At 35.0% G+C, this 13,253-nt stretch carries 16 protein-coding genes; 8 read left to right on the forward strand and 8 right to left on the reverse strand.

Features of this window, described 5'->3' with window-relative positions; genetic code table 11:
- The 4 genes from ACYQZV_RS01115 to ACYQZV_RS01130 form a co-directional block, all read right to left on the reverse strand.
- Positions 1-90 (reverse strand): iron-sulfur cluster assembly scaffold protein (locus ACYQZV_RS01115; protein ID WP_459892770.1); only part of this gene is annotated, 90 nt, incomplete at its 3' end.
- Positions 91-170: 80 nt separating this feature from the next.
- The gene (gene purM, locus ACYQZV_RS01120; RefSeq protein ID WP_459892330.1) at positions 171-1,181 is read right to left on the reverse strand and encodes a phosphoribosylformylglycinamidine cyclo-ligase; all 1,011 of its coding nucleotides are present in this window, start codon (positions 1,179-1,181) and stop codon (positions 171-173) included.
- Positions 1,178-1,747 carry an RNA 2',3'-cyclic phosphodiesterase gene (thpR, locus tag ACYQZV_RS01125; RefSeq protein WP_459892332.1) on the reverse strand — a complete coding sequence of 190 codons (570 nt, stop codon included), beginning with the start codon at positions 1,745-1,747 and terminating at the stop codon, positions 1,178-1,180. The genes purM and thpR overlap by 4 nt, the downstream gene beginning before the upstream one ends.
- On the reverse strand, positions 1,744-1,956 hold the full coding sequence (locus tag ACYQZV_RS01130) for a hypothetical protein (protein ID WP_459892334.1): 213 nt from the start codon (positions 1,954-1,956) through the stop codon (positions 1,744-1,746). Before ACYQZV_RS01130 ends, thpR begins: the two co-directional genes overlap by 4 nt.
- 64 nt (positions 1,957-2,020) lie before the next feature.
- Between ACYQZV_RS01130 and asd the strand changes: the two genes are divergently transcribed.
- The 5 genes from asd to argS are packed head-to-tail and all read left to right on the forward strand — an operon-like array spanning position 2,021 to position 6,306.
- A complete protein-coding gene (asd, locus tag ACYQZV_RS01135; protein WP_459892336.1) occupies positions 2,021-3,031 on the forward strand; it encodes an aspartate-semialdehyde dehydrogenase in 1,011 nt (336 codons plus the stop codon).
- On the forward strand, positions 3,018-3,368 hold the full coding sequence (locus tag ACYQZV_RS01140) for an iron-sulfur cluster assembly scaffold protein (protein ID WP_459892338.1): 351 nt from the start codon (positions 3,018-3,020) through the stop codon (positions 3,366-3,368). Before asd ends, ACYQZV_RS01140 begins: the two co-directional genes overlap by 14 nt.
- Positions 3,346-4,272, forward strand: coding sequence for a YbgA family protein (locus ACYQZV_RS01145; RefSeq protein ID WP_459892340.1), 927 nt, complete (start codon positions 3,346-3,348; stop codon positions 4,270-4,272). The genes ACYQZV_RS01140 and ACYQZV_RS01145 overlap by 23 nt, the downstream gene beginning before the upstream one ends.
- Positions 4,269-4,685, forward strand: coding sequence for a hypothetical protein (locus ACYQZV_RS01150; RefSeq protein WP_459892342.1), 417 nt, complete (start codon positions 4,269-4,271; stop codon positions 4,683-4,685). The genes ACYQZV_RS01145 and ACYQZV_RS01150 overlap by 4 nt, the downstream gene beginning before the upstream one ends.
- Positions 4,686-4,695: 10 nt before the next feature.
- Positions 4,696-6,306 (forward strand): arginine--tRNA ligase, encoded by a 1,611-nt coding sequence (gene argS, locus ACYQZV_RS01155; RefSeq protein WP_459892343.1) that lies wholly within the window; start codon positions 4,696-4,698, stop codon positions 6,304-6,306.
- 40 nt (positions 6,307-6,346) lie between these two features.
- On the opposite strand, the gene ACYQZV_RS01160 is transcribed toward argS, so the two are convergent.
- Positions 6,347-7,606, reverse strand: coding sequence for an NHL repeat-containing protein (locus tag ACYQZV_RS01160; RefSeq protein ID WP_459892345.1), 1,260 nt, complete (start codon positions 7,604-7,606; stop codon positions 6,347-6,349).
- Between the two features lie 185 nt (positions 7,607-7,791).
- On the opposite strand from ACYQZV_RS01160, the gene ACYQZV_RS01165 reads away from it, so the two are divergent.
- The 3 genes from ACYQZV_RS01165 to ftsY all read left to right on the forward strand — a co-directional run bounded on the left by ACYQZV_RS01165 (position 7,792) and on the right by ftsY (position 10,314).
- A complete protein-coding gene (locus tag ACYQZV_RS01165; protein WP_459892347.1) occupies positions 7,792-8,460 on the forward strand; it encodes a substrate-binding domain-containing protein in 669 nt (222 codons plus the stop codon).
- A gap of 61 nt (positions 8,461-8,521) precedes the next feature.
- Positions 8,522-8,821 (forward strand): hypothetical protein, encoded by a 300-nt coding sequence (locus ACYQZV_RS01170; protein WP_459892349.1) that lies wholly within the window; start codon positions 8,522-8,524, stop codon positions 8,819-8,821.
- A 101-nt stretch (positions 8,822-8,922) separates the two neighbouring features.
- A complete protein-coding gene (gene ftsY / locus ACYQZV_RS01175) occupies positions 8,923-10,314 on the forward strand; it encodes a signal recognition particle-docking protein FtsY (RefSeq protein WP_459892351.1) in 1,392 nt (463 codons plus the stop codon).
- On the opposite strand, the gene ACYQZV_RS01180 is transcribed toward ftsY, so the two are convergent.
- Genes ACYQZV_RS01180 through galU form a run of 3 tightly spaced genes read right to left on the reverse strand, consistent with a single transcriptional unit; the run spans position 10,315 to position 13,247 of the window.
- Positions 10,315-10,449 (reverse strand): hypothetical protein, encoded by a 135-nt coding sequence (locus ACYQZV_RS01180; protein ID WP_459892353.1) that lies wholly within the window; start codon positions 10,447-10,449, stop codon positions 10,315-10,317.
- A gap of 40 nt (positions 10,450-10,489) precedes the next feature.
- Positions 10,490-12,385 (reverse strand): 1,4-alpha-glucan branching protein GlgB, encoded by a 1,896-nt coding sequence (glgB, locus tag ACYQZV_RS01185; protein ID WP_459892355.1) that lies wholly within the window; start codon positions 12,383-12,385, stop codon positions 10,490-10,492.
- Positions 12,372-13,247 (reverse strand): UTP--glucose-1-phosphate uridylyltransferase GalU, encoded by an 876-nt coding sequence (gene galU, locus ACYQZV_RS01190; protein WP_459892357.1) that lies wholly within the window; start codon positions 13,245-13,247, stop codon positions 12,372-12,374. Before galU ends, glgB begins: the two co-directional genes overlap by 14 nt.
- Between the last annotated feature and the right edge of the window lie 6 nt (positions 13,248-13,253).

Below are 13,253 nucleotides of genomic sequence, written 5' to 3' on the forward strand. Positions count from 1 at the left end.
ACATTGGCCTACGCCGTTGGCATCTTCCAAAACCCCTACGTTTCTTGGGTTAAGGAAGTGATCCAAAACCACATCGCTATATTCAAACATACATGCAACCTCCTTTAAGTTGATAATATTAATGTATGTATTAATTTTTGATTAGTTATGACTATACTCAATTTTTATGACTATACGTCATTTAAAACAATTTTTTGACCATCTTTAGAACTTTCAATATGCCCTACCACAAAAGCATCTTTTAAAATACTTAAGGCAATATCCCTATCTTTCTCGTCTATTACGGCCATAAACCCTATACCCATGTTGAAGGTTTTATACATTTCTTTTTTATCTATGTTTCCAAGCTTTTGAAACCATAAAAATAAATCAGGTATATCGTAGTTATATACAATCGCTTTTAATCCATCTGGTATAACCCTTGGTAAATTGCCAGGGATTCCACCGCCTGTTATATGAGCCATGCCTTTTATCTTTATTTTGCTTTTTAGGTCTAAAATATCTTTCACATATATTCTAGTAGGTGTAAGCAATATTTCCCAAAGCTCTTTACCAAATTCGTTTACATAAGCATGGTATGTAAGATTTTGCTTTTCCAAAACATGCCTTATAAGAGAAAAACCGTTGCTGTGAAACCCAGATGACGGTAGCGCTATTATAATATCGTTTTCTTCTATATTGGATCCAGTTATCACATCGTCCTTTTTGCATATGCCTATACAAAATCCAGCCAAATCGTATTCTCCCTCTTTGTAAAAACTAGGCATCTCTGCCGTTTCCCCGCCCACTAAAGGCGTACAAGCTTCTTCACAACCTCTAATAATACCATCTATCAAAGGGTTTATGAGGCTATCTTCTATTTTTCCTATGGCTATATAATCCAAAAAAGCCTTTGGCGTTGAGCCAGTGGTTATTATGTCGTTGACATTCATAGCTACCAAGTCTATACCAACGGTGTTGTGTATATTTACACTTTGAGCTATCTTTAGCTTGGTACCTACCCCATCTGTAGTAGAAGTTATCACCAAATCACAATCTTCTACCAAAAATCCTGCCGCAAAAGCACCAAAAGGAAGCGCTTGTGTTAGGTTTTTATTGAGATTAGAAAGTCTTTCTTTCAAAAAGCCCACAAAACGATCGGCTTTTTCTATGTCTACACCTGCTTCTTTATAAGTGCTCATGTTCTGATATCACTCCCTTTTAAATAAAATTCCTCAACTATTGTATATATAGGTCCTACACTTGTAAGTGAGCTTTTAACAAGAGCTATTTTGTTTATTTCCTCTTCTAAAAAGAATATATCTTTATGTTTTCTCATAAACGGGTAGATTTTATTTGAGGTTATTTCATTTATTCTACATATACTTACGTGTGGATAGAAGGGTTTTGATTCTGGTTCTATACCACTTTTAGCGTTGGCTTTTACTATCTTGTTTGCCAAAACCTTTAAACTGTTTGCCCCTTTTGATATGCCTATCCAAAGAATACGAGGCTTGCTTGTGTTTGGAAAAGCCCCTACACCAGTGTAAGCCACTGTAAAAGGTGAAAAGTTTTCCGATATCTCTTCAAGATTGTAAAGAAGATTTACTCTTTTTGGCTCTTCTACATTACCTACAAACTGCAACGTAATATGAAGGTTTTGAGGCTCTACCCATTTTCCCAATATTGCATCTGATAATTCATCTTTTAATCTATTTATATGCTCTTCTAACTTTTTGGTAGTAAAAATACCTACAAAAAATCTCATGCTTCTTTTTTCTTCCCCAAAAGCCAAATACCAAAGCCTATACCTATAGCTATAAGTGTTACAAATCCTGCAAAATATTGGGATTTGTTATAGCTATAAAACCTATAAAATGTATCGAGGCAAAATACGTAAAATAGATAGTATCCATAAGCCACTATAAGATAAGAAAAACCTTTCCAGAGGTACTTCAATACATCCTTCATTTCCATATAAGTATATTATACAGAAAATCCGTTGCAGAATAGCTTCTAATTTATTATAATACTTATCTATATGGTAAATGTTGCGATAGTAGGGGCTACTGGTGAAGTAGGAAGAGCGTTTTTAAAGGTTTTGGAAGAAAGAAACTTTCCCGTAAAAGAGCTTAGGCTTTTTGCCTCTTTAAAATCAGAAGGCAAAACACTTACCTTCAAAGGTTGTGAATATAAGGTAGAGGCTTTAGAAAAGCAAGATTCTTTTAAAGGTATAGATATAGCACTTTTTTCGGCAGGCTCTAGCGTAAGCAAAGAATGGGCTCCAAAGTTTGCCAAAGATGGAGTAGTGGTTATAGACAACTCTTCTGCTTGGAGAATGGATGAAAATGTGCCTTTAGTGGTTCCAGAGGTAAATAAAGAAGACGTAAAAAAGCATAAAGGCATAATAGCAAATCCAAACTGCTCCACCATTCAGATGCTCGTGGCTATAAAGCCTATATACGATGAGTTTGGTATATCAAAGATTATAGTATCTACATATCAAGCGGTATCAGGGGCTGGAGCTAAGGCTATAGAAGAGCTAAAAACCCAAACGGAAAACTGGTGCCAAAAGAAAAGAATAGAACCAAATAGCGTGTTGCCAAAACGTATAGCTTTTAACGTGATACCTCATATAGATGTATTTTTAGAAGATGGATATACCAAAGAAGAAACAAAAATGTTAAACGAAACAAGAAAGATGCTTCATGACAACGATATAAGAGTATCTGCTACCACTGTAAGAGTACCTGTATTTTATGGTCATTCGGAAGCTATAAGTTTAGAGTTAAAGAAAGAGCCCGATGTTCCAAAGATAAGAGAACTTTTAAGAAAAGCTCCAAGTGTAATACTTATGGATGAGCCAAAGGACTCTGTATACCCAATACCAATAGTGGTGGAAGGAAGGGATGAAGTGTTTGTGGGAAGGATAAGAAAAGATAGAGCCTTTGACAACGGTATAAGCATGTGGGTAGTGGCAGACAACATAAGAAAAGGTGCTGCTACAAATGCAATCCAAATAGCGGAGGTGCTTATAAATGAAGGTAGATGAGTATTTGAAGGCTGGTCTTAAAAATGAAGTTTCAGAAAACTTAGAAGGTCTAATGTATGGCCTTTGCAAAGAAGGATGTCATCGTCTTGAGCTTTTTATAAAAAAAGAAAACGATACTATTGTAGATTGTAAGTTCAAAGCTACAAAGCGTTGTAAAAAACTCTTGGCGGTGTCTGATTTTCTATGCGAAGAGATAAAAGGTAAAAAAACTATAGATAAAACAGCTCTAAAACAAAAAGCCTTAGAACATTTCAAGGAAGAAAAAGAAAAAGACAAGGTAGAAAATCGTATAGACATATTTTTAAACGCTTTGGATGAAGCTGTTGGTAAAGCCTAATATCCTTGTAAGCTCTTGCTTTTTTGAAGCCTGTAGATACAACGGAGCTTTTATAAGCGATGATTTTGTTAAAAGCATATCAAATTTTGTAAATGTAATAAAAGTATGTCCAGAAGTAGCAATAGGCCTTGGCATACCAAGAGACCCAATCTTAATTCAAAAAAAAGACGATAGCTTAAGACTTATACAACCTTCCACTGGATTAGATGTTAGCCAAAAGATGATAGAATTTTCTAAAAATTTTGTAAAAGATTTAGATATAGACGGTGCCATCTTAAAATCAAAATCCCCTTCTTGCGGAGTTTACAGCGCAAAGTATTTTCACGAAAACGGGCAAAGCCTTGGTAAAGGTCCTGGTTTTTTTGCCAGGGAGCTTTTGGAAGCTTTTCCAGATTATCCCATAGAAGAAGAAAAAAGACTTTTAGACGATGATATAAAACATGATTTTTTGACAAAGATATTTGCCATCGCGGATTTAAAAAATACCTTTAAAAATATGAAAGACTACAGTGAACTTATAAACTTTCATACAAGGTATAAGTTTACATTGATGTATTACAATCAAAATATTATGAGGTTTTTAGGTAAGCTTGTGGCATCTTCTAAAAACGAGGATTTTGATGTTGTAAAAGATGCTTACAAGAAACATTTTTTAAAAGCGTTAAACTCAAAAAAAAGAAAATTAAGCCATATAAACGTCTTAGAGCATATTTTTGGGTACTTTTCAAGAAAGATAAGCAATGCCGAAAGGCGTCACTTTATGGAGGTGTTGAAACTTTTCAAAGAAGACAAGGTGGATTTGTTTGTACCTCTTTATATGTTAAAAGCTTTTGCTATAAGATTTGATGAGGAGTATATACTAAAACAAGCTTACTTGGAACCGTTTCCAAAGGAGTTGATATGATATTTCTAATATTAAAAGCTCTTCACATCATGTCTATAATTTTGTGGGCTGGAGCCTCTTCATCGCTAGGGCTTTTTACCATTGTAGCCTATGAAAAAGGTATAAATTGTGATTACGATTATATGTGGAAATTCTATAAAAAGCTTGTAAACTTGGAACTTTTTGCCTTTTTCTTGGTGATATTTTTTGGTATAGGAATGTACTCTATGCTTGGGTTTAAGCCTATACCTTGGCTTATGATGAAGCTTCCTATCGTCTTTGGGTTTTTCTTACCAATGGAAGCTTTAAACGTATATTTCATACATGTTAAAAACGACATAAAAGCTTATGGAAAGTTTATAAAGATCGTTTCACCTTTTCTAATCATAGCCGGCATATGCGTAATACTTTTAGCAGTGATAAGACCTTCCTAAGGAGAAATATATGAAAGAAGTTGTTAAAAATATTTTAAAAGAAACCATTAAAAAGATATACAACCTTGATACAAACCCTCAAATACAACTTCCAAAAGAAGAGTCTTACGGAGATTTTGCTTCAAACATAGCTTTTATTCTATCAAAATCCTTAAAACAAAAACCCCAAGATATAGCTGTTAATATATCAGAACATCTTAAGACATTTCATCATTTCGAAAAAATAGAGGCTCTAAATGGCTTTATCAACATGAAGCTATCTCATGGTTTTTATGAAAAGCTTTTGTTTGAATTTTTGGAAAATCCTACGAACTACCTTAAAGATTATACAATTTTTGAAGCTTTTGGTATAAAAAAAGATGACAAGATAAACTTAGAATATGTTAGTGCAAACCCCACCGGTCCACTTCATCTTGGGCATGGAAGAGGTGCTGTTATAGGAGATGTTCTTTATAGGCTTTTTAGATTTTTTGATATAAAAGTAGACAGAGAATACTATATAAACGATGCCGGCAACCAAGTAAACTTACTCACAAAAAGTATACTCCACTACATAGACCAAGATACATATCCTTTTCCAAAGGATGGATACAAAGGAGATTATGTAAAAGATTTAGCAAAAGAGTTTTTAAAAAACCATCCTTCAAAAGGAAATATAGACTTTGAAGAGTTAAAGAATTTTGCCATTTCAAAAATTATGGAAGATATTAAAATTACTCTAAAGCTTTTGAACGTAGAGTTTGATACATATTTTAGCGAAAGAACGTTAAAAGATGACGTTGAAAGAATTTTAAAGCTTTTAGAAGAAAAAAACGCATTAGAAGAAAAAGAAGGTGCTATTTGGTTTAAATCAAAGGGCGAAGATAAGGATAGAGTCCTAAGAAAAAGCGATGGGTCTTACACATACTTTGCATCTGACATAGCTTATCATTTAAACAAATATGAGAGGGGCTATAAAAAAGCTATAGACCTATGGGGAGCTGACCATCATGGTTATATACCAAGGCTAACATCCGCTTTAGAAGTGCTTGGCATACCATCAGATTGGCTAAGTGTAGAGCTTTTTCAAATTGTAAGACTTTTTAAAGATGGACAAGAGGTAAGAATGTCAAAAAGAACCGGTGAGATGATAAAGTTACAAGAAGTGATAGAAGATTTAGGTGCTGATAATTTAAGGTTTATGTTTTTGACAAAAAAAGCCGACACACCCCTTGATATAGATATAAGCTTGGTAAAAGCCCAAAACTCAGAAAATCCTGTCTTTTACGTGCAGTATGCTTACGCAAGGACAATGGGTATAAAAAGACAGCTAAAAGAACCTTTCGTATTTAGCTTTTACAAAGATAACTACACTTACGAAGAAGAGGAAGTTGAACTTATCAAACAAATACTTTCTTCAAAAGATATGCTCTTTGACGCTGTTATAAAAAAAGATCCAAGCCTTGTAGTAAAACTATCCCTTGATATAGCAAAAAGCTTCCACAAGTTTTACAACACTCACAAAGTTATAACCAAGGACGAGAACACTACAAAAAAACGCATATCCTTAGTTTATGCCACACAAAAAATCTTTGACATTATATTTGATATTTTAAATATAAAAGCCCCAGAGATTATGTAAAACTAAAGGGCTTTGCGCCCTTTAGCCTCTTAGATATGAATCATGGAGAAAACGGTTGTGATATACCACTAGCCGGCTTACACATAGACAATGATTGAGTATTTGACGGAGGACAGTACCCAGGTGTGCATAACACATTTAGTGTATTGTAATTGGAATCTGTATAGTAAACCACCAAACTTCCGTTGTAAGTAGTAGCCAAAACCCCAAACAACGCAGAACCATTACCAGTGTTTGCATTAACTGGTACAGAATCCACTTGTCTTACAGCCACCACTTGAGGAGAGAAAGTTTCTTGACATTGGCTTAAGCTCTGCATATTTGGAGCTATCTCTACCATGTTGTTGTTTAGCTGATTTACCGTAATCAAATCGCCGTTTATAGGGTTCATAGTAAGACCAAGCGGGGCATCTAAAGGTGAGCCCTGATAGACCTTGATAGGTGCAATTGTATTACTTATAATGCTTGCGCATGGAAAAGCGTATATAGCGTTATCTTGAGTGCTTGCCACATAAAGAGTATCCGTCTTTGGATCATAAACCATACCTTGAGGTCCTGTGGGGTCAAAAGCGTTTGTTCCACTTGGAAGATATCCAAGAGTTGTAACGGTTTCAGTGTTAAAATGGCCCGGCACAAAGTTTTGCCTTTGTACAGCACCAGATTCCACTTGTGTAACAAAAAATTCTACTACCGTAGAGCTGGGTGTTTTGTATACTCCAAGAGCTTGACCCCAAGGTCCTGCAAATTTACTGGTAGGAGGATTAAAAGTGGCACCGCTGTTGTTATCTATGATGCCTACGTTGTTTGGAAAGTTTGTACCGTTTGGTGTTATAACCAAGACATTACCATCTCCTGTAGTAGCCCCATCAAGAGGATTTATATACCCTGGGTCATAATTTGCTATCCAAGGACTACCTAATGGGCTTATAGCCACAGCTACAGGACCCACTCCCACAGTTTCACTATAAAACAGTGATATAGTTCCAGAGCTTGGAGAATATCTCATAATGGAAGTACCAGTATTTGCACCGGCGCTATTACTAAAATCTGTTATAAGTATATCACCTGGTTGAAGCACGTTTGAAGTATTGGTATAGCTTGGTGGAGTAGTGGCTAAGCCATAAGGATTTTGATCGCCATTTGGAGCAATAGTACAAGCTACTTGCTTAACCACACTTAGCTGAGAGATGGTGGATGGCATAGAAGAGGAGCTGCCGCTACCACCGCAAGAAGAAACGCCTATAGCAGCTATGCCTATGATAGAAATATATAACAAAGAGGAAGCTTTAATTTTTCTCATACATACCTCCAAAATTTAATTTAAAACTAAAATAATTTTTAATTTCAATAAAACAAAGATGCTTATCTTATTTTTAATATAAGTTAGATTTTGCTTTTTTATGAAAATTATATAATAAAATATATCTTGACTTTTATAGGTAAAAATTTACCATTTAACTAATAAAACATTAGGAGGTTTAAAATATGCTAATACATATATATGGTCCAGGAGGGCCTTATCCAGCAATGAACTATGTGGTAAAAGAGTTTAATAAAAACCAAAATAAGTGTAAGGCGATTATAAAAGCTGGACCTTTACCGGCTTGGAAAAAAGAGGCTTTGAAAAACGGAGATGTCATTTATAGTGGCTCTGAAAACATGATGGAAGATTTTCTAAGAAAACTACCCAATATAGATAGGGCTACCATAAAACCCGTTTACTATAGACCTTCTGCTATTATATATAGAAATATACAAATAAAAAGCTTTAAAGATTTAGCCAAACCTGGCGTTAAAATACTCGTGGTAAACGGTGCTGGCCAAGTGGGGCTCTGGGAAGATATGGCGATGAAATACGGAAATTTTAAGCTTTTAAAAGCCATAGAAAAAAACATATCTCATATATCCTACAACTCCAAAGATGCATTGGAATATTGGGATGCCCACAAGGATATAAACGCTTTTATCATATACAACATCTGGGCTATAGCCCATCATATAAAAGATTACTATGTACCAAAGCGTCATGTTATATATAGAGATATGGATTTATCTCTTACCTACAAAGGTGATAAAAATAGCTGCGCTAAAGAATTTTACAACTACGTAATCGAAGCAAAACAGACCTTTAAATACTTTGGATGGAGTTATTAGATGAAAAAATTAACTTTTGCAATTTTGCAGGTACAATAGGCGTTATAGTTTATCCTATACCATGGGGGCCCACGGTTACCTTAGCTACATTTCACCAAAAGTAGGCAAACTTGGGTTTCACTACATAACTGGTGTTATTATGGCTATCATATATGTTTATATCGTGGACCCTATGCTTAAAAGCCTATCAGTTATCGCTAGAGCCCTTTCCTATGCTTTGGTAATATGGCTAATCAACGCCCTTATAGTTTTACCAGGGTTAGGATACGGGATAGCTGGTATAAACAAACTCCCTATGATTGGCATAATATATTTTGCTTTTTGTCATGTGTCTTTCTTCTTAACAACTGCCATAGTATAAGATAAATGAACAACCAAATCTTCACAATGAAGGAAAAGTATAGTCTATAGATAAAATAAGAGAAACCCGCTAAAAACATGTAATTTTAGTATAATAATATTATGTTTTTCTGGAGAAAATCAGACACAGAGAAAAAGGCAGAAGAGGGTTCTAAAGAAGCGATACTAGAATTAATAAGAGAAGGTAAAACGTCAAAAGCCGAAAGCATACTAGAAAAATTTAAGGATAACGAAGAACTCAGAAAAATACTTTTTGGCCTTTACTTAAACAAAGGAGAGTATTACAAAGCTTACACACTTTTAGACAGATACAAAGATGTTGGTACCGCACCAGAAAGAGCACTTGTTTATGAAGAATCTGGTTATATTACAAAAGCCATTGAAGAATATCTAAAAATTGGGGATTTTAACAGTCTTTACAAAGCTGGCCTTCTCTACAAACACATCGGTGATTATCAAAAAGCTTTAGAGATTATAAATAGAGCTTATCAGATAGTCCCTTACGATAAAAAGAAAGAAGTAGAGAATGTAATTTTTGATTTAAAGAAAATATTGGGTATAGTGGACATACCAAAAGAGAGCTTTTTTGAAAAAATAAGCAAAACACTCCAAAAAACAAAAGACGCTATACTTTTAAATACAATATTTATCAACAGAAAGATAGATGAAGAGCTATTTGAAGAGTTAGAAGAAAAACTTATAAGAGCAGACATAAACGTAAAGCTTGTTTTAAACATTATAGAAAACCTTAAAAAAGAGGCTATAAAAAGAAATCTAAGCACTGCCGAAGAGCTAAAGCCTATTCTTAAACAAGAACTTTTAAATATTGTTAAAAACTGTGGAAACAAGGAACTCTTTTTTGAGCTTTTAAACGAAAAAGAAAAACCTTTCGTAATACTATTTTTAGGAGTAAACGGCTCTGGGAAAACCACCACTATAGGAAAGCTCGCTAGTATATACAAGGCTCAAAACAAAAAAGTGCTTTTAGGGGCGGCTGATACCTTTAGAGCGGCAGCTATAGAACAGTTAGAAGTGTGGGCCCAAAGAGCCAAAGTAGATATAGTTAAAAAACACGAAGGAGCTGATCCAGCCGCAGTGGCTTTTGAAGCGGTAAAAAAAGGCGTAGAAGAAAACTACGATGTTGTAATTATAGATACGGCAGGTAGGCTTCATACCAAAGAACCCCTTATAAACGAGCTTAGAAAGATTAAAAAATCAGTTCAAAAAGCCTATAAAAAAGCCCCTCACAAAGTCATGTTGGTATTAGATTCTACTATAGGTCAGAATTCCATATCCCAAGCTAAGATTTTCAAAGAGGCAGTGGATATAAACGGTCTTATTATAACGAAGTTAGACGGTACGTCAAAAGGTGGTAGCGTTGTATCTATTTGTAAAGATTTAGGTCTTCCGATATATATAACTGCCGATGGTGAAAGGATAGAAGATTTAGACCCATTTGAACCAGAAACTTTTGTAGATGCTTTGTTGAATTAATTAGTCCAAATCTTCCTCTTCTTCATTTTTATCAAGCTTTTGAGCCAAAACAAGAGCCCCAGTTATAGCAACCACTATTACAACAAGCACAACAGCCCCCAGACCTTCAAAATGAAGAAATCCTAAATTGCTCATATAAAATATTTTAAAGTATCATTATAAAATGTATATAAAATTAAGCTAGTTTGAAAAATAAAGCCCCTAAAGGTGGGAGCGTAAGCTCTATAGAAAAATCAAACTTATGCCAGCGCTCTTTTTTAGCCTCTACGACATGTATATTTCCTACGTTTGAACCCCAGTAATAGATAGAATCCGAATTTAATATTTCTTTATAAAGTCCTTCTTTTGGTACACCTACTTTATAGTTGTTTCTAACCACTGGTGTTGCATTGAATACGCATAGTATAAAATCACCGTTTTTGGCTTTTCTTAAGAAAGAAAAAACAGATTGCTCTACATCTTGAAAATCTACCCATTCAAAACCAGCAGGGTCATGATCTAATTCATACAAAGCCCTTTCGTTTTTGTAAAGTTTATTTAAATCCCTCACCAAGTTTTGTACCCCTTTGTGAGAGTCAAACTCTAAAAGATGCCAGTCTAAACTTTTATCGTGATTCCATTCGTCAAATTGACCAAATTCATCGCCCATAAAAAGAAGCTTCTTGCCTGGACTAGCGTACATATAAGACAGCAAAAGTCTTAAGTTTGCAAACTTTTGCCAGTAATCCCCAGGCATTTTGTTTAGCAAAGAGCCTTTGCCGTGCACAACCTCGTCATGAGAAAGCGGCAATATGAAGTTTTCGTTAAAAGCGTAAAGCATTCTAAAAGTGATATCTTGTTGGTGGTATTTTCTATGGATAGGGTCTTTAGAGAAGTATCTCAAAGTGTCGTGCATCCATCCCATATCCCACTTAAATCCAAAACCAAGCCCCCCTACATAAGTTGGCTTAGTAACCATAGGCCAAGCGGTGGATTCTTCGGCAACGGTGAATATACCAGGGTTAAAGTGATACACCGCTTCGTTTAGCTTTCTTATAAAATCTATAGCTTCTAAGTTTTCTTTGCCACCATAGATATTTGGCTCCCACTCTCCTTCTTTTCTAGAATAATCTAAATAAAGCATTGAAGCTACAGCATCCACTCTTATGCCATCGGCATGGTATTTATCAAACCAGAAGTTTGCACTGCTTATTAAAAATGACCTTACTTCGTGTCTTCCATAGTTAAATATAAAACTTCCCCAGTCAGGATGATAACCCTTCCTTTTATCCATATGCTCGTAAAGATGGGTCCCATCAAAAAAAGAAAGACCGTAATCGTCTGTAGCAAAATGAGAAGGCACCCAGTCAAGTATAACGCCTATATCGTTTTGATGTAACAAGTCTATAAGATACATAAAGTCTTTAGGCTCACCGTAGCGAGATGTAGGAGCAAAGTAAGAAAGCGTTTGATATCCCCAAGACCCGTAAAATGGATGTTCCATAATAGGTAAAAATTCCACGTGGGTAAAACCCATGTTTTTGACATACTCTACAAGCTGATGTGCTATATCTTTATAGGATAGGAAATTATTCTCTAAAGTCCTTCTCCAAGAGCCTATATGCACTTCATATATATTTATAGGCTCATGATAATGATTGGTATTTTTTCTTTTTAAAAACCAAGCATCATCTTTCCATTGGTATCCAGATAAATCATAGATTATACCGGCGCTTTTTGGTGGTATCTCTGTATAAAAGGCAAATGGATCTAACTTTTCAACTTCGTAACCAAAGTTTGAAACTATAAAATATTTGTATAGTTCAAAAGCTCTCAAACCCTCTATAAAAATCTCCCATATTCCAGAGCTGCCTTTTGGTCTTAACGGGTACTCTTTCTTGTTCCAAAAATTAAAGCTACCTTCTACATAAACCTCTTTTGCATTTGGAGCCCACACTGCAAAATAAACACCGTCTTTAAATACGTGAGCGCCCAGCTTTTCATAAAGATGATAGTGAGTTCCTTCGTTGAAAAGATATAAATCTTCCTCTGTAAGAAGACTTATATCATAGTTATACTTATAATAGGCCATTTTGCACTATATCTTTCAAAAAGCTAAAAAACTCTTCTTTCAAATCTTCTTTTTGTAAAGCAAGCTCCACTATCGTTTTTAAATAGTCTAGTTTATTACCTGTATCATACACTTTAGCTTTTATTTTATAGGCATAAACAGCCTCTTCCTCTAAAAGCATCTTCATCGCATCCGTTAGCTGTATCTCACCACCTTTGCCTGGTTTTGTATTTTTAAGCTTTTCAAATATAGTGGGTGTGAATAGATATCTTCCAAGTATAGCCAGATTTGATGGAGCTGACTCTACATCCGGCTTCTCCACCATATTTTCTATTAGAAATATATCGTCTTCAATTTCTTTGCCAGAAACTATACCGTATTTATTGACTTCGTTTTTTGGCACCTCATACACCGCCACTATGCTTTTACCAAATTTTTTATACAGATTCTTCATTTCTGAAATTATATTGACATCTGTTTGAATAACTATATCGCCAAGAGATACCACAAATGGCTCAGCGCCCACCACAGGTTCAGCCGTCAACACCGCATGCCCAAGACCAAGTTGCTCTTTTTGTCTTATGTATATAGGGTTTATAAGGTGTGATACCGTTTTTATATTCTCTAAAAGCTCTTTTTTACCATTCTTTTCTAAAAATATCTCTAAATCTGTGTTTACATCAAAATGATGCTCCAATGGTCTTTTGTGTCTCCCGGTTACAAATATTATATTTTCTATATCGCTTACCAAAAGCTCTTCAACTATAAACTGAATAACGGGTTTATCTATTATAGGGAACATCTCTTTTGGCATAGCCTTAGTGGCTGGTAAAAATCTGGTGCCCCACCCAGCAGCTGGAATTACGGCTTTTCTTACTTCCATAATTTG

This window comes from Hydrogenobaculum acidophilum (assembly GCF_054656715.1).

Excerpts from the sequence above, each read along its gene's own strand:
- purM (WP_459892330.1), bottom strand. The coding sequence starts at position 1,181 with ATGAGCACTTATAAAGAAGCAGGTGTAGACATAGAAAAAGCCGATCGT.
- glgB (WP_459892355.1), bottom strand. The coding sequence starts at position 12,385 with ATGGCCTATTATAAGTATAACTATGATATAAGTCTTCTTACAGAGGAA.
- thpR (WP_459892332.1), bottom strand. The coding sequence starts at position 1,747 with ATGAGATTTTTTGTAGGTATTTTTACTACCAAAAAGTTAGAAGAGCAT.
- ftsY (WP_459892351.1), top strand. The coding sequence starts at position 8,923 with ATGTTTTTCTGGAGAAAATCAGACACAGAGAAAAAGGCAGAAGAGGGT.
- ACYQZV_RS01130 (WP_459892334.1), bottom strand. The coding sequence starts at position 1,956 with ATGGAAATGAAGGATGTATTGAAGTACCTCTGGAAAGGTTTTTCTTAT.
- argS (WP_459892343.1), top strand. The coding sequence starts at position 4,696 with ATGAAAGAAGTTGTTAAAAATATTTTAAAAGAAACCATTAAAAAGATA.
- ACYQZV_RS01170 (WP_459892349.1), top strand. The coding sequence starts at position 8,522 with ATGGGGGCCCACGGTTACCTTAGCTACATTTCACCAAAAGTAGGCAAA.
- ACYQZV_RS01140 (WP_459892338.1), top strand. The coding sequence starts at position 3,018 with ATGAAGGTAGATGAGTATTTGAAGGCTGGTCTTAAAAATGAAGTTTCA.
- ACYQZV_RS01150 (WP_459892342.1), top strand. The coding sequence starts at position 4,269 with ATGATATTTCTAATATTAAAAGCTCTTCACATCATGTCTATAATTTTG.
- ACYQZV_RS01165 (WP_459892347.1), top strand. The coding sequence starts at position 7,792 with ATGCTAATACATATATATGGTCCAGGAGGGCCTTATCCAGCAATGAAC.
- galU (WP_459892357.1), bottom strand. The coding sequence starts at position 13,247 with ATGGAAGTAAGAAAAGCCGTAATTCCAGCTGCTGGGTGGGGCACCAGA.
- ACYQZV_RS01180 (WP_459892353.1), bottom strand. The coding sequence starts at position 10,449 with ATGAGCAATTTAGGATTTCTTCATTTTGAAGGTCTGGGGGCTGTTGTG.
- ACYQZV_RS01145 (WP_459892340.1), top strand. The coding sequence starts at position 3,346 with ATGAAGCTGTTGGTAAAGCCTAATATCCTTGTAAGCTCTTGCTTTTTT.
- ACYQZV_RS01160 (WP_459892345.1), bottom strand. The coding sequence starts at position 7,606 with ATGAGAAAAATTAAAGCTTCCTCTTTGTTATATATTTCTATCATAGGC.
- asd (WP_459892336.1), top strand. The coding sequence starts at position 2,021 with ATGGTAAATGTTGCGATAGTAGGGGCTACTGGTGAAGTAGGAAGAGCG.